The sequence below is a fragment of the Massilia sp. P1_C10 genome, from assembly GCF_056406475.1.
Genome location: NZ_JBFUAC010000002.1, coordinates 186811 through 202557, shown reverse-complemented (window position 1 = coordinate 202557; position 15747 = coordinate 186811). Strand labels below are relative to the sequence as shown.

The 15747-nt window shown below is 63.9% G+C and carries 18 protein-coding genes and 5 tRNA genes; 20 read left to right on the top strand and 3 right to left on the bottom strand.

Going from position 1 to position 15747, the window contains the following annotated elements:
* Positions 1-32: 32 nt before the first annotated feature.
* Both AC1D02_RS05095 and AC1D02_RS05090 read right to left on the bottom strand, forming a co-directional pair.
* On the bottom strand, positions 33-443 hold the full coding sequence (locus AC1D02_RS05095; RefSeq protein ID WP_477314367.1) for a VOC family protein: 411 nt from the start codon (positions 441-443) through the stop codon (positions 33-35).
* 97 nt (positions 444-540) lie between these two features.
* Complete coding sequence (locus AC1D02_RS05090; protein WP_477314365.1) at positions 541-1359, bottom strand: class I SAM-dependent methyltransferase; 819 nt, start codon at positions 1357-1359, stop codon at positions 541-543.
* A 152-nt stretch (positions 1360-1511) separates the two neighbouring features.
* On the opposite strand from AC1D02_RS05090, the gene AC1D02_RS05085 reads away from it, so the two are divergent.
* From AC1D02_RS05085 to AC1D02_RS05000, 18 genes are all read left to right on the top strand, one after another.
* A complete protein-coding gene (locus AC1D02_RS05085; RefSeq protein ID WP_477314363.1) occupies positions 1512-1964 on the top strand; it encodes a hypothetical protein in 453 nt (150 codons plus the stop codon).
* Positions 1965-2132: 168 nt separating this feature from the next.
* Positions 2133-2792 carry a TorD/DmsD family molecular chaperone gene (locus tag AC1D02_RS05080; RefSeq protein WP_477314361.1) on the top strand — a complete coding sequence of 220 codons (660 nt, stop codon included), beginning with the start codon at positions 2133-2135 and terminating at the stop codon, positions 2790-2792.
* A 24-nt stretch (positions 2793-2816) separates the two neighbouring features.
* Positions 2817-3026: a formate dehydrogenase gene (locus AC1D02_RS05075; protein ID WP_477314359.1), complete on the top strand. Its 210-nt coding sequence runs from the start codon at positions 2817-2819 to the stop codon at positions 3024-3026.
* Between the two features lie 15 nt (positions 3027-3041).
* Positions 3042-5921, top strand: coding sequence for a formate dehydrogenase subunit alpha (locus AC1D02_RS05070; RefSeq protein WP_477314357.1), 2880 nt, complete (start codon positions 3042-3044; stop codon positions 5919-5921).
* Positions 5922-5952: 31 nt separating this feature from the next.
* The gene (fdh3B, locus tag AC1D02_RS05065) at positions 5953-6624 is read left to right on the top strand and encodes a formate dehydrogenase FDH3 subunit beta (RefSeq protein ID WP_477314355.1); all 672 of its coding nucleotides are present in this window, start codon (positions 5953-5955) and stop codon (positions 6622-6624) included.
* Positions 6621-6800 (top strand): hypothetical protein, encoded by a 180-nt coding sequence (locus tag AC1D02_RS05060; RefSeq protein WP_477314353.1) that lies wholly within the window; start codon positions 6621-6623, stop codon positions 6798-6800. The genes fdh3B and AC1D02_RS05060 overlap by 4 nt, the downstream gene beginning before the upstream one ends.
* A gap of 11 nt (positions 6801-6811) precedes the next feature.
* A complete protein-coding gene (locus AC1D02_RS05055; RefSeq protein WP_477314351.1) occupies positions 6812-7861 on the top strand; it encodes a formate dehydrogenase subunit gamma in 1050 nt (349 codons plus the stop codon).
* Positions 7858-8178 carry a hypothetical protein gene (locus AC1D02_RS05050; protein ID WP_477314349.1) on the top strand — a complete coding sequence of 107 codons (321 nt, stop codon included), beginning with the start codon at positions 7858-7860 and terminating at the stop codon, positions 8176-8178. The genes AC1D02_RS05055 and AC1D02_RS05050 overlap by 4 nt, the downstream gene beginning before the upstream one ends.
* An 8-nt stretch (positions 8179-8186) precedes the next feature.
* Positions 8187-8606, top strand: coding sequence for a hypothetical protein (locus AC1D02_RS05045; RefSeq protein ID WP_477314347.1), 420 nt, complete (start codon positions 8187-8189; stop codon positions 8604-8606).
* A 14-nt stretch (positions 8607-8620) separates the two neighbouring features.
* Positions 8621-9064 (top strand): DUF3305 domain-containing protein, encoded by a 444-nt coding sequence (locus tag AC1D02_RS05040; protein ID WP_477314345.1) that lies wholly within the window; start codon positions 8621-8623, stop codon positions 9062-9064.
* 9 nt (positions 9065-9073) lie between these two features.
* Positions 9074-9508 (top strand): DUF3306 domain-containing protein, encoded by a 435-nt coding sequence (locus tag AC1D02_RS05035; RefSeq protein ID WP_477314343.1) that lies wholly within the window; start codon positions 9074-9076, stop codon positions 9506-9508.
* Positions 9505-11091 carry a 4Fe-4S binding protein gene (locus tag AC1D02_RS05030; protein ID WP_477314341.1) on the top strand — a complete coding sequence of 529 codons (1587 nt, stop codon included), beginning with the start codon at positions 9505-9507 and terminating at the stop codon, positions 11089-11091. The genes AC1D02_RS05035 and AC1D02_RS05030 overlap by 4 nt, the downstream gene beginning before the upstream one ends.
* A gap of 33 nt (positions 11092-11124) precedes the next feature.
* The gene (gene gltX, locus AC1D02_RS05025) at positions 11125-12519 is read left to right on the top strand and encodes a glutamate--tRNA ligase (protein WP_477314339.1); all 1395 of its coding nucleotides are present in this window, start codon (positions 11125-11127) and stop codon (positions 12517-12519) included.
* Between the two features lie 74 nt (positions 12520-12593).
* Positions 12594-12669: transfer RNA gene (locus AC1D02_RS05020), tRNA-Ala, on the top strand.
* Positions 12670-12705: 36 nt separating this feature from the next.
* Positions 12706-12781 (top strand) — tRNA-Glu (locus tag AC1D02_RS05015).
* Positions 12782-12860: 79 nt separating this feature from the next.
* A tRNA-Ala gene (locus AC1D02_RS05010) sits at positions 12861-12936 on the top strand.
* Between the two features lie 25 nt (positions 12937-12961).
* Positions 12962-13037, top strand: a tRNA-Glu gene (locus AC1D02_RS05005).
* A 63-nt stretch (positions 13038-13100) separates the two neighbouring features.
* Positions 13101-13176 (top strand) — tRNA-Glu (locus AC1D02_RS05000).
* A 96-nt stretch (positions 13177-13272) separates the two neighbouring features.
* Here the strand turns inward: AC1D02_RS05000 and AC1D02_RS04995 are convergent.
* On the bottom strand, positions 13273-13659 hold the full coding sequence (locus AC1D02_RS04995) for a group III truncated hemoglobin (RefSeq protein WP_477314337.1): 387 nt from the start codon (positions 13657-13659) through the stop codon (positions 13273-13275).
* 119 nt (positions 13660-13778) lie between these two features.
* Between AC1D02_RS04995 and earP the strand changes: the two genes are divergently transcribed.
* Positions 13779-14939 carry an elongation factor P maturation arginine rhamnosyltransferase EarP gene (gene earP, locus AC1D02_RS04990; RefSeq protein WP_477314335.1) on the top strand — a complete coding sequence of 387 codons (1161 nt, stop codon included), beginning with the start codon at positions 13779-13781 and terminating at the stop codon, positions 14937-14939.
* A gap of 138 nt (positions 14940-15077) precedes the next feature.
* Positions 15078-15653 (top strand): elongation factor P, encoded by a 576-nt coding sequence (locus AC1D02_RS04985; RefSeq protein ID WP_477314333.1) that lies wholly within the window; start codon positions 15078-15080, stop codon positions 15651-15653.
* Positions 15654-15747 lie beyond the last annotated feature (94 nt).

Below are 15747 nucleotides of genomic sequence, written 5' to 3'. Positions count from 1 at the left end.
GTAATACGATCCGCAGTGCGCGTACGGTTCCTTTATGAACGGGGTGGCATCGCGGACGCATCCATCCACATCGCTCCCCAGATGTGGCCGTCAGGATCGGCGAAGTCGCGGCCGTACATGAAACCGTGTTCTTCAACGGGATTGATGTCGCCAGTGCCGCCATGCTCGGACGCTGCCTTGTTCATCGCATCGACCGCTTCGCGCGAATCGCACGAGATGTTGAGCGCGACCTCGCTCGATGTCGACGGCGGAATTGGGCGGGTGGTAAATGTGCTCCATCTTGCGTGCGTCAAGAGCATCACGCTGATCGTCTCGCTCCATTTCATCAGCGCCGCGTCATCGCCGGAGCACTGCGGGTTGATCTTAAAGCCCAGCGCAACGTAAAAATCCTTTGACGCGTTCAGGTCTGTCACTGGCAAGCTGATGGTAATGGTTCGGGGCATCGAGGTTCTCCTTGGCGGCTTCTTGGATTGAGTGGCTTCGATCGCTGACTGCGAATTTAGCATGGCCCTCTGCGGTATGTCATTCGATCCATTCAACTCACGCCTCGATTGTGACAATGCGTGCCTGGATCTTTCCGTCCACCTCTCCGCTTCCGAATCGCCTGGCAATCGCGATGGTCGCCGTTTCCGTCGCTTCGGCTAATCGCGTGGCATCGCGCGCCTCGATCTCGTTTCGCAGCGGCGTGCCCTGACAATATGCAACTGCCGCTATCTCCGGAGAATCTGCCTTGCTGCGCGCCGTCAGGGTTTCGATGTTGGGTGATTTCGTGAATCCGCCAGCTGCAAGATCCCGCTCGATGATCGATCCGTCGCAATAACCGTGGGGCGTGCGGGCCATGAAGCGAGGCACGTCGTCGGGGAAGAGGGACGCAAGCGCCGAGGTGACGGTGTCAGCAAATTCGTTCTCTTCGATCCGATCCCACACGTTGAAGATGAATACGCCGCCTGGCCGCAGCACTCGGCGCGCCTCGGAAAAGGCCAGGGATTTATCGGGGAAAAACATGACGCCAAACTGGCAAACCACGGCGTCGAACGATCCGTCCGCGAACGGCAGCTGCATCGCATCGGCCTGGCGCCATTCGACCGGCCGATGCGTCCCGATGGTCACGGCTTGATCGAGCATCGCCTGATTCAAATCCGTTGCGACGATGGAGACATGGTCCGGCAATGCAGAACACAAGGCGCGAGTCACGACCCCAGTGCCAGCAGCAATCTCCAGAACATGGTTTAGTGGTTTTGACGCAAGCCGTTCCGCCAGGTCTCGTGCGTAGGGTTCGAAAATCAGCGGAACCAGATACGTTTCATACAGTTTCGGAATCGCGCCGGCGAAAATCTTGTCGGTATTCGCATTGCTCATCGTGATTGTCTCTCAACGATTTTCAACTTTTTACAGGATGGGCTGATTACGCTTCGGGTCGCGTTCATCATACGCGCATAGTGACAACGCGCTCATCGAAAATGTTATTCTTCTGCCACGACTGTTCACGATCTAATCCGGTTTCGACAAAGATGACTTCGCTGCGATTCAAACGATTAATCCCGATGGTGCTAACCGCGCGTTTTTGTGTGGCGGGCGCTGTTTGCCTGGATCCAGCGACGCATCTGTCTGGTTATAAGATACCGCTGGGCTCAGAAGTGCGTACCGCCGAAGCGATCGTGATTGGCCGCGCTCTGTCGCAGCAGGGCCTTCGAGAAGACCCGAGCGATCCCGCTGGAGTTACGGCCTACAACGTGACCGTCAAGGTACGAGCCAGGCTGAAAGGTAATCCGCCAAAGCTGGTAGTGTTCCGCAACGAAAATACATCGTCGCGCTATCCGATCTCGGTGGGAGAGGACCACGTGTTGTTCATGTCTCGCGCTGCTGATGCGTTTCAGGTCGATAGTTGCGGCAATTCTGGGCCGATGCCCGCAGTGAGGCATCTGGTCAAGCGGATCCAGACAGAATTGAAGTCTCCGAAGTAGCGCTCGAATTGGCGGCGCCCGAAAATTACTTGACTAGTCAAGTATCCTTCCAATAGCTTTTTCTTGCATATTGACCCGCGCACGATTGAATTTTCCGCGCGTATTTTCGTGGACAGTTGCACAATGGCGGAATAGACTTATTGGCATCAATCAAGAGAGGATAGCCGAATGCATTCCTCCGTCTCGGAGACACTGTTTGACACCGCGGGCAGCCATGCGATGCGCATGCCCGTGGCGCAGGAAGAGCAGGCGCGGGCCGACATCTACGGCCTGATCGCCCGCTTGCTGCTTGCCCCGCCCGACGACGCGCTGCTCGACAGCCTCGCCGGCGCCGACGCCATCGTTTCATCCGATACCGAACAAGCGCTCGACCGCGCCTGGGACCAGCTCTCGCTGACCGCGCGCCTGCTGCCTTTCGAACTGGTGCGCGATGAGTTCAACGACCTGTTCGTCAGTACCGGCGTGCCCCGCGTCAATCCCTACGGCTCGCTCTACCTGGCCGGTTTCCTCCACGAGAAGCCGCTCGCCACCTTGCGCGCCGACCTCGCGAAACTGGGCCTGGCCCGCCGCGGCGGCACCGTGGAAACCGAAGACCACCTGGGCGTACTGTGCGAAACCATGCGCCGCCTGATCGTCGACCGCCACAGCCTGGCCGCGCAAAAACAGTTCTTCGACGCCCACCTCGCAACGTGGCACGGCAAATGCCTTGCCCACCTGCGCCAGGCCGAAGGCGCCCAATTCTATGCGCGCGTGGCCGACCTGGTCGCCGCCTTTTTCGCAATCGAGCAAGAAGCATTCGATGTGGCCGAGGACGACCCGGCCGACTGATTCAACCACTTCAGGGATGGCACCATGGACGATAGCAAAACAGTCGACAAAAAACGGCGCGGATTCTTGCGTGCCGCCGGCGGGGCAGGGGCGCTCGGCGCGCTTGCCGTCGTGGCGAGCGATGCGCCCGCCGCGGCCCCGATAGCAAAGGCGCCCGCGCCCGAGGCCAAGCCGGTCGGATACCACGAGACCGAACATATTCGTCAGTACTATCGCACCGCTAAATACTGGTAGAACAGGAGCGTATCGATGACCGTCGTCAAAAAAACCTCCGGCGCCAGCACCAGCGGCGCCAGGTCCGCCCTGCAGCAGGGCCTGGCCCGCGCCGCGAACGCGACCATCAAGCGCCGATCCTTCCTGGTGCGCGCCGGCCTCACCGCGGGCGCAGCCGGCCTCGCGCGCAACCTGCCGTTCAACGTGATCGACACCGCCGAGGCCCAGGAAGCCGCGGCCGCGGCGGCCGCCGCGCCGGTCGTCAAGCACACCGTCTGCACCCACTGCTCGGTGGGCTGCTCGGTCGAAGCGGTGGTGCAGAACGGCGTGTGGATCCGCCAGGAGCCGGCCTTCGATTCGCCGTTCAACATGGGCGCCCACTGCGCCAAGGGCGCGTCGGTGCGCGAACACGGCCACGGCGAACACCGCCTGCGCTATCCGATGAAGCTCGTCGCCGGCAAATACCAGCGCATCTCCTGGGACCAGGCGATCAACGAGATCGGTGACAAGCTGCTCGACCTGCGCGCCAAGGCCGGTCCAGACTCGATGATGATGATCGGCGGGAGCAAGCACAATAACGAGCAGTCCTACCTGATGCGCAAGTTCGCCTCGATGTACGGCACCAACAACTGCGACCACCAGGCGCGCATCTGCCATTCGACCACGGTCGCCGGCGTGGCCCAGACCTTCGGCTACGGTGCGATGACCAACTCGTACAACGATCTGCACCACAGCAAAGCGATCATGTTCATCGGCTCCAATCCCGCCGAAGCGCACCCGATCTCGATGCTGCACGCGCTGCACGCCAAGGAGCAGGGCGCCAAGATCGTCGTGGTCGACCCGCGCTTCACCCGCACCGCGCGCTTCGCGCACCAATACGTGCGCGTGCGCCCCGGCACCGACATCCCGCTGGTGTGGGGCATCTTGTGGCACATCTTCCAGAACGGCTGGGAGGACAAGGGCTTCATCGAGCAGCGCACCTACGGCATGGAGGAGGTGCGCAAGGAAGTGGCCAAGTGGACGCCCGACAAAGTGGCCGACGTCACCGGGGTGCCGGAAGCGGCGGTGCGCCAGGTCGCCGAGACGCTGGCGATGAACCGGCCCTCGTCGGTGGTCTGGTGCATGGGCATCACCCAGCACCACGTCGGCACCGCCAACGTGCGCGCGCTGTGCATCCTGCAGCTGGCGCTGGGGAACATCGGCGTCGAAGGCGGCGGCACCAACATCTACCGCGGCCACGACAACGTGCAGGGCGCCACCGACGTCGGCCCGAATCCGGATTCGCTGCCCGGCTACTACGGCCTGGCCGAAGGCGCCTGGAAGTACTTCTGCACCGCCTGGGGCGTCGACTACGAATGGATGAAAGGGCGCTACGGCTCCAAGGAGCTGATGGAGAAGCCCGGCATGGCGGTGTCGCGCTGGTTCGACGGCGTGCTGGAAAAGAACCAGTACGTCGACCAGCCGTCCAACCTGCGCGCGGTCCTCTACTGGGGCCACGCGCCGAACAGCCAGACCCGCCTGCCCGACATGAAGGCGGCGATGCAGGCGCTCGACCTGCTGGTGGTGATCGATCCGTATCCGACCATGACGGCGGCGATGCACGGCCGCAGCGACGGCGTCTACCTGCTGCCGGCCACGACCCAGTTCGAGACCCAGGGCTCGGTGACGGCGTCGAACCGCAGCATCCAGTGGCGCGAGCGCGTGATCCAGCCTCTGTTCGAGTGCAAGACCGACCACGAGATCATGTACCTGTTCGCCAAGAAGTTCGGTTTCGCCGAGCAGCTGTGCAAGAACATCAAGGTGGTCAACAACGAGCCGGTGATCGAAGACATCCTGCGCGAGATTAACCGCACGTGCTGGACCATCGGCTATACCGGCTGCTCGCCCGAGCGCCTGAAGCTGCACGCGGCGAACAAGCACACCTTCGACCCGACCACGCTGCTGGCGTCCGACGGCCCGTGCAAGGGCGACTACTACGGCCTGCCTTGGCCATGCTGGGGCACGCCGGAGATGAAGCATCCGGGCACCCCTATCCTTTACAACATCAACAAGCCGGTGATGGAAGGGGGAATGCCGTTCCGCGCCAACTGGGGCGTGGAACGTAACGGAGAGACGCTGCTGGCGGCCGACGGCTCCACCACCAAGGACAGCGAGCTCGATACCGGCTACCCGGAATTCGACCACGTGTTCCTGAAAAAGCTCGGCTGGTGGTCGGAGCTGACCGAAGCCGAAGTGGCCCAGGCCGAAGGCAAGAACTGGAAGACCGACCTGTCGGGCGGGATCATCCGCGTCGTCATGAGCCACGGCTGCGCCCCGTACGGCAATGCCCGCGCGCGCGCCAACGTGTGGAACTTCCCCGATCCGGTGCCGGTCCACCGCGAGCCGCTGATGTCGCCGCGCCGCGACCTGGTGGCCAAGTATCCGACCTACGACGACAAGGCCAATTTCTGGCGCGTGCCGACCCTGTACAAGTCGGTGCAGGCGGTCGACTTCTCGAAGGACTACCCGCTGATCATGACGTCCGGCCGGCTGGTCGAGTACGAGGGCGGCGGCGACGAGACACGCTCGAACCCGTGGCTGGCCGAGCTGCAGCAGGAGATGTTCGTCGAGATCAATCCGGCCGACGCGCAGAAATTCGGCGCGGTCACGGACCACTACATCCACGTCGAAACGCCGACCGGGGCGCGACTGAAGGTCAAAGCGCTGGTGACGCCGCGCGTGCCGCCTGGCCTGGTGTGGATGCCGTTCCACTTCGGCGGCTGGTGGATGGGCGAGGATCTGCTCAAACACTATCCGGAGGGCGCGGCGCCGATCGTACGCGGCGAAGCCGTTAACACCGGCTGGACCTACGGCTACGACGCCGTGACGATGATGCAGGAAACCAAAGTGTCGCTGTGCCGTCTGGCGCGCGTCTGATCGAATCGAGAGGAACTCCATGCAAGCACGGATGAAATTCATTTGCGACGTCGAGCGCTGCATCGACTGCAACGGCTGCGTGACCGCCTGCAAGAGCGAGAACGAAACGCCATGGGGCGTCAACCGGCGCCGCGTCGTCACTGTCGACGACGGCCTGCCGGGCGAGCACTCGATATCGGTCGCGTGCATGCACTGCACCGACGCGCCATGCCTGGCCGTGTGCCCGGTCAACTGCATCTATCACACCGAGGACGGCATCGTCCTGCACAACAAGGACCAGTGCATCGGCTGCGGCTACTGCTCGTACGCCTGCCCGTTCGGCGCGCCGCAGTTCCCGGAAACGGGACTGTTCAACCACCGCGGCAAGATGGACAAGTGCACTTACTGCGCCGGCGGACCGGAGGCCGACCAGTCAGAGGCCGAATTCAAGAAGTATGGCCGCAACCGCATCTCGGAAGGCAAGCTGCCGGCCTGCGCGGAGCAGTGCAGCACCAAGGCGCTGCTGGCCGGCGACGCCAACGTCATCGCCGACATCTACAAGCAGCGCGTCGAAACGCGCGGCTACGGGGCCGAACTGTGGGGCTGGGAGATCGCCTACGACCGCTCCAAGCGCAAGCCGGGGCCGGGGCAGGCGCCGGCCGACGGACCGCGCGTCAACCAGCTGAACGAAACCCAGAACGGCGGCAAGAAGGAGGGCGTATGAAAGTCGTGAACCTCACCCTCGCCGCGGCGATCGCGGTGTCGCTGGCGGGCTGCCTGGAAGTCGACCAGCGCGCACGCGCCGATGGCGCCGGCGCCGGCCAGAACAAGGCGGCGGCGCCGGCGGTGCTGGCCGAGCGCACCAAGACCCAGAACGAATACAACCGGGTCAAACCCTGAAAGGACTCGCGATGCGTTCATTCCTCTCATTGCGGCGGATCTCCGCCCTGGCCTGCGTCCTGATGATGACCGCGCCGGCGCTGGCCGAAGTCCCCAACAAGAATGCCAAGCCGGCCTACGCCGAAGAGCAGACCATCATGCAAACGGAGCAGCGCACCATCGCGCAGGGCTTCGATTCGCCGGCGTCCGGCAAGGTGCACATGGACCGCCACTACCTCGGACCCTACGGCGCTGAGGAAGGCACGGTACTGCTGCAGCGCGGCGGCAATACCTGGCGCCTGCTGCGCAACGGCCCGATCGCCACCGTCAGCGGCTGGCTGCTGCTGGCCACGCCGCTGCTGATCCTCGGCTTCTTCTTTGCCGTCGGCCCGGACCGCTCGCGCCAGGACGCCGGCGTGCGCATCGAGCGCTTCACGCGCTGGCAGCGCTGGGTGCATTGGTCGACCGCGATCAGCTTCACCGCGCTGGCGATCACCGGCCTGCTGCTCATGTTCGGCAAATACCTGTTCATGCCCTGGATGGGCCGCGACGCCTTCGCCTGGCTGGCGGCGCTGTCGAAATGGATCCACAACTTCGTCGGCCCGCTGTTCATCGTCTGCTCGGTGATCATGTTCTTCACCTACTTCCGCGACAACATCTGGCGCCGCTGGGACTGGAACTGGATCAAGCACCTCGGCGGCCTGGTCTCGCACAAGCACGTCCCGGCCGGCTACTTCAACGCCGGCGAGAAGATCTGGTTCTGGGGCGCCGTGGTGCTGCTCGGGCTCCTGATGTCGGTCACCGGCCTGATGCTCGATTTCGTCAACTTCGGCCAGACCCGCTACATGCTGCAGATCGCCGATTACCTGCACATCGGCGGCGCCACGCTGTACATCTTCGGCTCGATGGGCCACATCTACCTGGGCACGATCGGCACGCCCGGCGCCTACGAGGCGATGCGCCACGGGACGGTCGACGCCAACTGGGCCCGCGCCCATCACGAGATCTGGTACGAGGAAGTGGCGCAGCAGCAGGCGCCGCCGCCGATCGCGCCGGCGCCGATTCCAAGGGGACGCGTATGAAAACCGTATTCATGATTGGGCTGGCCGCGCTGCTGTGCGCCGGTTGTTCGCGCGGCGATGGCGCAAGCGCCGGCATGCGCAAGACGAATTTTCCCGGCATGGTGACGGCGGGCGGCGGGACCAGCGGCGAGGTCATGGCGCGCAACAAAAAGCCGCAGACCGACGGCAGCTACGCCGGTGGCACGCCCTACCACGCGGGCGGCGCTGGGGGCACCACCGGCGGCACGGCGACGGCCGGCGCGGTGCAGGAATCCGGTCACGGTCCGTCCGGCAACACGGCGCCGCCGGCCGCCAAGCAAACCCCGAGCGGGCAATAGGAGGCAGCATGCGAAAACTATCGATTGCCATGCTGATGCTGGCGCTGTCCGGCACTGCCCTGGCAACCCTGCCGAAGCCGACGCCGGCTGAAGCCGAGGCGCAGGCAGCCAAGAAAGCCGCGGCCGACGCGCAGGCGGCCAAGGACAAGGAAGCGCTGCTGGCGAAGATGGATGCCTTGACCGCGTCGTGGCGCGCCAAGGCGCCGTCCAAGGGCTTGAAGGTCAACCCGCCGACGCCGCTGCCGGCGCCTGTGGCCGCGGTGACGGCGCCGGCCACGCAGTCGGGCGCCAACGGCCAGCCGAATGGCGTGATGACGGCGGCGGGCGCGGCGGCGCCCATGACCAGCGAAAAGTCCGGTACCGCGGTGGCCAGCAAGGACGTCAAGCCGGCGCCATCGCCGCCCGCGTCGACGGTAAAGACACGATGACGGCATTGGCGAGCATGCGCATCGCTGTCCTCATGCAGCGGCGCCAGCTGAATCACCGGTGGGCCGACGAGGCCTGGTCGGCGATCGCGGTCATGGCGGACGGCGGCGGCCTGCCGCCGGTGCAGACGCTGGTCGACGACGCGGGCAGCGAGTCCTACCTGGTGTCTGGCCTGGAGCTGCAGCTGTTCCCGGACGAGAACGAAGGCTATTTTGAAAACTGGATCGCGCCGGAATCGAAAGTATTCATCATGTGGCGCATGCAGGACGGCCGGGCGATGCCGCTGCGCGCTTCGGTCAGCTACGCCGAAGGCACGCGCATGTTCGATTGCGGCGAAGCGGCCGACGGCGTGCTGATGCCGATCGAGATCCACAGCTGGCTGGCCGACTACCTGCGCGTGCACTACACGCCTCGCCAGCCAGGCGGCGAAACGCGCCACGGCAAGCGCGCGCGCAGCTAGGAGAGGGCGATGCCGAACGAAGGATTCCTGCAGCGCTGGTCGCGGCTGAAGTCGCACCCGGAGCCCGAGCCGCAGCCCGAGACCCTGGAGTCAGGTCCGCCGGGCCTGAGCCCGCCTGTGGAGGCGCCGATCGAGCAGCTGCCGCTGCCGACCCTAGCCGATGCGGAAAACCTGACCGCCGATTCCGACTTCTCGTCGTTCGTCGCCCGCGGCATCGACCCCTCGGTGCGCCGCCTCGCGATGAAAAAGCTGTTCGCCGACCCGCACTTCAACGTGGTCGACGGCCTCGATATCTACATGGGCGACTACAACCTGCCCGACCCGGTCAGCCCGGTGATGCTCGCCTCGCTGGCGCACGCCCGCAACATCTTCGCCAAGGTCGTCGAGGACGTGCTCGAAGACGTCGAACCCATACCCGCTCCACCCGAACAGGAACCCGAATGAATTCACCCGACCCGATTAGCAAGGAGCGCGCCAAGCTGGCGGCGCTGGAGGCCGCGCACGCGCTGCCCGGCCCCGACCCGGTGCCGTCGGTGACCTACCGTTCCGCCGGCAAGACCCTGATCGTCGGCGCCGCAGCCGACGTCGCCCCCTGGGCCGATGCGCTGTCCGCGCTGGAACTGACCGTGCTGCAGACCGAACGCGTGCGCAACATCGCCCTCAAGGGCTGGCTGGGAGCGTTCGAGGCGACCTGGGACGGCGGGCAGGGCAGGTTCGACCTGGTGCTGGACCTGTCGCCGGCGCCGCTGATCGCGCGCCATGAACCGCCGGCCGGCTACTTCGCGCCCGGCCCCGGCATGCTGGCGCGCGCGCGGGCCGTGGAGGAGCTGGCCGAGATGATCGGCGAATTCGAGAAGCCCAAATACTTCGTCTACAAGGAGCGGATCTGCGCGCACAGCCGCAACAAGCAGGTCGGCTGCAATGCCTGTATCGAGATCTGTTCGGCCGGGGCGATTTTCGGCGCCGGCGACAAGATCCGCGTCGATCCCAACCTGTGCGCCGGCTGCGGCGCCTGCACGACGGTGTGCCCGACCGGCGCGCTGACCTACGCCTACCCGAGCGCAGCCTACACGGGCGAGCGCCTGCGCACGCTGGTCGGCGCCTACCGCGACGCCGGCGGCGGGGCCCCCGAACTGCTGTTCCACAGCGGCGAACATGGCAGGGCGGTGATCGGCGCGCTGGAAGCGGGCGGCCAGGGCGTCCCCGCGTGGGTGCTGCCGGTCGAACTGCACCACGCCGCATCGGTCGGCATCGACGTATGGCTGGCCGCGGTCAGCTACGGCGCCGCCGCGATCACGGTGCTGATGACGGACGAAGAAGCGCCGCAGTACCGCAGCGCGGTCGCCGCGCAGATGGACATCGCCAATACCATCCTCGACGGCCTCGGATACCAGGGCGGGCATTGCCGCCTGGTGCAGGTGCGGGAAGCGGGGCAGCTGGGCGCCGCGCTGGCGTCGCCGCCGTCGTCCTCGGTGGTCGCCGAGGCGGCCACCTTCCACGTCATGGCCGACAAGCGCAACACGCTCGACCTGGCACTGTCGCACCTGGCCAGGTATTCGCCGTTGAAGCCCGCGGCGATTCCGCTGCCGGCCGGCGCTCCGTTCGGCAACGTCAGGGTCGACGCCAGCGCCTGCAGCCTGTGCATGGCCTGCGTCGGCGCCTGCCCGTCGTCGGCGCTGATGGACAGCACCACCTTGCCGCAGCTGCGCTTCGTCGAGAAGAACTGCGTGCAGTGCGGGCTGTGCGAAACCACCTGCCCGGAAAACGCCATCACCCTCGAACCGCGCATCTCGTTCGCCGAGGACTGGAACAAGCCGGTGGTCAAGCACGAGTCGACGCCGTTCTGCTGCATCCGCTGCGCCAAGCCGTTCGGCTCATTGCAGATGATCGAGAACATGCTGGGCAAACTGGGATCGCACCCGGCGTTCGCCGGCAACCTCGATCGCATCCGGATGTGCGGCGATTGCCGCGTGATCGACATGATGAAAAGCGGGGACAGCGCCAGAATCACGGGCCGAAGCCTGTAAAATAACCATCTTTTCCTACAAGCTTCCATCGCCATGACTGTTGTCCGCACCCGTTTTGCTCCCAGCCCGACCGGCTATCTCCACCTTGGCGGCGCGCGCACCGCGCTGTATTCGTGGGCGTACGCGCGCCACTTCGGCGGCACCTTCATCCTGCGCATCGAGGACACCGACCTGGAACGCTCGACCCCGGAAGCGGTGCAGGCCATCATCGACGGCATGCAGTGGCTCGGCCTGAATCACGACGAAGGCCCGTTCTACCAGATGCAGCGCATGGACCGCTACCGCGAAGTGATCGGCCAGATGCTCGAAGCCGGCACCGCGTACCTGTGCTATTCGTCGCCGGAAGAAGTCGAGGCGATGCGCGAGCGCATGCGCGCGGCCGGCGAAAAGCCGCGCTACGACGGCACCTGGCGTCCGGAAGAAGGCAAGACCCTGCCGGAAGTCCCGAGCGACCGCACGCCGGTCGTCCGCTTCAAGAATCCGCTGGACGGCGAAGTAAGCTGGGACGACGTCGTCAAGGGCACCATCACGATCGGTAACAAGGAACTCGACGACCTGGTCATCGCGCGCCCGGACGGCACCCCGACCTACAACTTCTGCGTCGCCGTGGACGACTGGGACATGCAGATCACCTACGTGCTGCGCGGGGACGACCACGTCAACAACACGCCGCGCCAGATCAACATCCTGCGGGCGATCGGCGCGCCGCTGCCGCAGTACGGCCACCTGCCGATGATCCTCGGCGCCGACGGCGCCAAGCTGTCGAAGCGCCACGGCGCGGTCAGCGTGATGGATTACCCGGCGCAGGGCTACCTGCCGGAGGCGATGCTGAACTACCTGGCGCGCCTGGGCTGGAGCCATGGCGACGACGAAGTGTTCTCGATGGAGCAGTTCTGCGAATGGTTCGACCTGTCGAACCTGACCGCTTCGCCGGCCCAGTTCAATCCGGAGAAACTCAACTGGCTCAACAACCAGTACATCAAGCAGGCCGACGACGAGCGCCTGGCCTCGCTGGCGCGCCCGCGCATGCTGGGCGAAGGCGCGGAGTTCAACCACAACCCGCCGCTCGGCCCGGTGATCGCGCTGATGAAGGAGCGCGCCAACACGGTCAACGAGCTGGCCGACGCGGCGATGCTGTTCTACCGCGACCCGCAGCCCGATCCGGCTCTGCTGGCGCAGCACCTGACCGATGCGGTGAAGCCGGCGCTGGCGCAGTTCGCCGAGCGCTGCGAAACGGTCGAGTGGCACCGTCCGGCGCTGGCGGCGATGATCAAGGAAGTGATCGCGGCGAACGGCATCAAGATGCCCCAGCTGGCGATGCCGCTGCGCCTGATGATCACCGGCCAGCTGCAAACGCCGGCGATCGATGCCGTGCTCGAACTGTTCGAACGCGACATCATTCTGGCGCGCCTGCGGAAATTTCTTTAATTTCTTGAAATTATCGCCGTCTGGCATTTGCGGAATGCAAGAGAGTAGTCTATAATTTTGCTTCTTCACCGGACGGGGGTATAGCTCAGCTGGGAGAGCGCTTGCATGGCATGCAAGAGGTCAGCGGTTCGATCCCGCTTACCTCCACCACGTTGAAGAGATGTTTTGTAGTAAAAGCCAGTTCAGGTCCCCATCGTCTAGAGGCCTAGGACATCACCCTTTCACGGTGAGTACAGGGGTTCGAATCCCCTTGGGGACGCCAGGATTCGAGTAGTGCAGAAATAGTGTTGAGGTTCGATACGGCCCTGACCAGTCAGGGTTTTTTTTGCGCTACGAATTTGGGGGGTATAGCTCAGCTGGGAGAGCGCTTGCATGGCATGCAAGAGGTCAGCGGTTCGATCCCGCTTACCTCCACCAAGACAACGCAGTAAAGCAGTTCAAGGTCCCCATCGTCTAGAGGCCTAGGACATCACCCTTTCACGGTGAGTACAGGGGTTCGAATCCCCTTGGGGACGCCAGGATTCGAGTAGTAGAGTTTTGCAGGGCCAGGGTGGTATCATGACCGCCCAGGACAGATTTCTGTCCCCATCGTCTAGAGGCCTAGGACATCACCCTTTCACGGTGAGTACAGGGGTTCGAATCCCCTTGGGGACGCCAGTTAAAAAGCCGGAGCAGACCAGCGCGCATGCGCATAGGTGCTTCGGCTTTTTTTATTTCCGTTGGTCGTACCAGGCTTCGCTGGTACGGCAGGCGTTATGCGCCGCTGGCCGCTTCGACCTTGCCGAAGAAGCCGTATTGCAGGCTTGCGGCGATGCGGCGCGCGACCAGAATGAATTCGTCGGCCAGCGACTGATCGAACAACCGCGCTGCCGTCGCTTCGAACAAGGCCAGCCAGCGCCGGAAATGGTCGGGTTCGACGCCGTTCAGCGCCATGTGCTTGCCGAACACGTTTCCCTGGAATTGCTGCGTCTTGAGCATGGTGGCGCACCAGAAGTCGACCATCCTCCCCAGATGCGTATCCCAGTGATCGCCGATCGCCTGGTCGAAAACAGGGCCCAGCGCCGGATCCGCGCGCACGCCGTCATAAAACGAATGCACCAGTGTGGCGATCGACTCTTTGTTCAGTTCAAGATATGGCATTGATTTTCCGGGTGATCAGGCGAACAAGTATTTCGTATATATCTTAACCGATTCTGCGGCGAATCGCGGATTCGACTATTATCTGCGCTTGCCGCAATCGCGGCGTTCACCGATTCAGCATGCGCCTCGATTCTAATTTGCAAACATCGCTCGCCATCTTCTGCAAAGTCGTCGACAACTACGGCGACATCGGCATTTGCTGGCGCCTTGCGCGCCAACTGCAGGGCGAGCACGATGTCGCTGTCACCTTGTGGGTCGACGACCTGGCAACGTTCAAGCGTATTTGCCCTCCGCTCGACCCGGATGCGGAAACGCAGCAGGTGGGCGGCGTCACCGTGCGCCACTGGCGCGGCCAGGACGGCGTGTTCGCGCCGGCCGAGGTGGCCGACATCGTCATCGAATTCTTTGGCTGCGACATACCTCCCGGTTACATTGCCGCGATGGTCGACCGCGATCCGCGCCCTGTATGGCTGAACCTGGAAGGCCTGAGCGCGGAAGAGTGGGTGGAGGGCTGCCACACCCTGTCCTCGCCGCATCCGCGACTGCCGCTGACCAAGTATTTCTACTTCCCCGGCTTCACGCCCCGAACAGGCGGACTGATGCGCGAAGCGGCGCTGGAGCAGCATCGCGTGCAGTTCCAGGCCGATCCCGAGGCGCGCGCGGCCTTCCTGACCGGGCTGGGCGTGACGCCGGCCGAACAGGCGGCGCGCACGGTGTCGCTGTTCTGCTACCCGCACGCGCCGGTCGCCGACCTGTTCGCCGCCTGGCAAGCCGGCGCCGAACCGGTGCTGTGCCTGGTGCCGGACGGCGTCGCAGCCGATGCGGTGCGCGCGTTCCTGGACGCCGATCCGGCGCCGGGCGCGGCAGCCACCCGCGGCGCACTGACGGTGCGCGTGCTGCCGTTCGTCGCGCAGCCCGATTACGACAAGCTGCTGTGGGCGTGCGACCTCAACTTCGTGCGCGGCGAGGATTCGATCGTGCGCGCGCAGTGGGCGGGGCGCCCGTTTGTCTGGCACATCTACCCGCAGGACGAAAACCTGCACCACAAGAAGCTGCGCGCCTTCCTCCAGCGCTACTCGCCGGACATCGACAGCGCCAACGGCTTCAACCTGCTGTGGAATGGCGCGGCCGGCGAGGGCGCCAGTGTCGCCGCGGCCTGGGCGCCGTTCGAAGCCGAACTGGAACGGGTTGCCGACCGCTCTGCCGAGTGGCATGCCGAGATGCTGGCGAATGGTGATCTAGTTTCCAACATGCTGAAATTTGCCGCGTCGAAACGATGAATGGCCGATCCAATCGGGTATAATGCGCGGTTACTCTTCACGGTATTTTCGAGTTTTTGATCAAACGTGGGCTCTGGGCGAAGTTCGGCCACGGCGACAGATGATTTTCATGCAACCACCTTTTTACGTATATTCACTATGAAACCTGCAAAAGAAATTCGCGTTGGCAACATCATTATGGTTGATAGCAAGCCGATGATCGTGCTGCGCTCTGACGTCAATGGCTCGAGCCGCACCGGCTTCACCTACAAGTGGAAGATGAAGAATCTTCTGACCAACAGCCCGATGGAAAACGTGTTCCGCGGCGACGACAAGTTCGACGTCGTCGTTCTGGACAAGAAGCCAGTGACCTACTCGTACTTCGCTGACCCGCTGTTCGTCTTCATGGACGAAGAGTACAACCAGTACGAAATCGAAGAAGAGAACCTGGGCGACGCGCTGAACTACCTGAAAGACGGTATGGAATGCGAAGCCGTGTTCTACGACGGCAAGGCGATCTCGGTCGAACTGCCGACCACGATCCAGCGCGTTGTCGCTTACGCCGAGCCTGCGGTCAAGGGCAACACTTCGGGCAACGTCCTGAAGGAAGCGAAGCTGGAAAACGCGATCGAAGCCAACCGCTACACCATCCAGGTGCCGCTGTTCGTGAGCCAGGACGACACGATCGAAGTCGACACCCGCACCAACGAGTACAAGCGCGTGATCCGCAACTAATCACTGCCGCGCTCCCAAAAAACGCTGCCTTCGCGCAGCGTTTTTTTATGGGCTTGAATTTGCTGTGCGCTTATCCTGTACATTATCGTTTTCT

Bases quoted from the DNA above. Each gene is read 5' to 3' on its own strand.
- earP (WP_477314335.1), top strand. From the start codon at position 13,779: ATGCGCCTCGATTCTAATTTGCAAACATCGCTCGCCATCTTCTGCAAA.
- AC1D02_RS05030 (WP_477314341.1), top strand. From the start codon at position 9,505: ATGAATTCACCCGACCCGATTAGCAAGGAGCGCGCCAAGCTGGCGGCG.
- AC1D02_RS05080 (WP_477314361.1), top strand. From the start codon at position 2,133: ATGCATTCCTCCGTCTCGGAGACACTGTTTGACACCGCGGGCAGCCAT.
- fdh3B (WP_477314355.1), top strand. From the start codon at position 5,953: ATGAAATTCATTTGCGACGTCGAGCGCTGCATCGACTGCAACGGCTGC.
- AC1D02_RS05060 (WP_477314353.1), top strand. From the start codon at position 6,621: ATGAAAGTCGTGAACCTCACCCTCGCCGCGGCGATCGCGGTGTCGCTG.
- AC1D02_RS05035 (WP_477314343.1), top strand. From the start codon at position 9,074: ATGCCGAACGAAGGATTCCTGCAGCGCTGGTCGCGGCTGAAGTCGCAC.
- AC1D02_RS05050 (WP_477314349.1), top strand. From the start codon at position 7,858: ATGAAAACCGTATTCATGATTGGGCTGGCCGCGCTGCTGTGCGCCGGT.
- AC1D02_RS05045 (WP_477314347.1), top strand. From the start codon at position 8,187: ATGCGAAAACTATCGATTGCCATGCTGATGCTGGCGCTGTCCGGCACT.
- AC1D02_RS05095 (WP_477314367.1), bottom strand. From the start codon at position 443: ATGCCCCGAACCATTACCATCAGCTTGCCAGTGACAGACCTGAACGCG.
- AC1D02_RS04995 (WP_477314337.1), bottom strand. From the start codon at position 13,659: ATGCCATATCTTGAACTGAACAAAGAGTCGATCGCCACACTGGTGCAT.
- AC1D02_RS05085 (WP_477314363.1), top strand. From the start codon at position 1,512: ATGACTTCGCTGCGATTCAAACGATTAATCCCGATGGTGCTAACCGCG.
- AC1D02_RS04985 (WP_477314333.1), top strand. From the start codon at position 15,078: ATGAAACCTGCAAAAGAAATTCGCGTTGGCAACATCATTATGGTTGAT.
- AC1D02_RS05090 (WP_477314365.1), bottom strand. From the start codon at position 1,359: ATGAGCAATGCGAATACCGACAAGATTTTCGCCGGCGCGATTCCGAAA.
- AC1D02_RS05040 (WP_477314345.1), top strand. From the start codon at position 8,621: ATGCGCATCGCTGTCCTCATGCAGCGGCGCCAGCTGAATCACCGGTGG.
- gltX (WP_477314339.1), top strand. From the start codon at position 11,125: ATGACTGTTGTCCGCACCCGTTTTGCTCCCAGCCCGACCGGCTATCTC.
- AC1D02_RS05075 (WP_477314359.1), top strand. From the start codon at position 2,817: ATGGACGATAGCAAAACAGTCGACAAAAAACGGCGCGGATTCTTGCGT.
- AC1D02_RS05055 (WP_477314351.1), top strand. From the start codon at position 6,812: ATGCGTTCATTCCTCTCATTGCGGCGGATCTCCGCCCTGGCCTGCGTC.
- AC1D02_RS05070 (WP_477314357.1), top strand. From the start codon at position 3,042: ATGACCGTCGTCAAAAAAACCTCCGGCGCCAGCACCAGCGGCGCCAGG.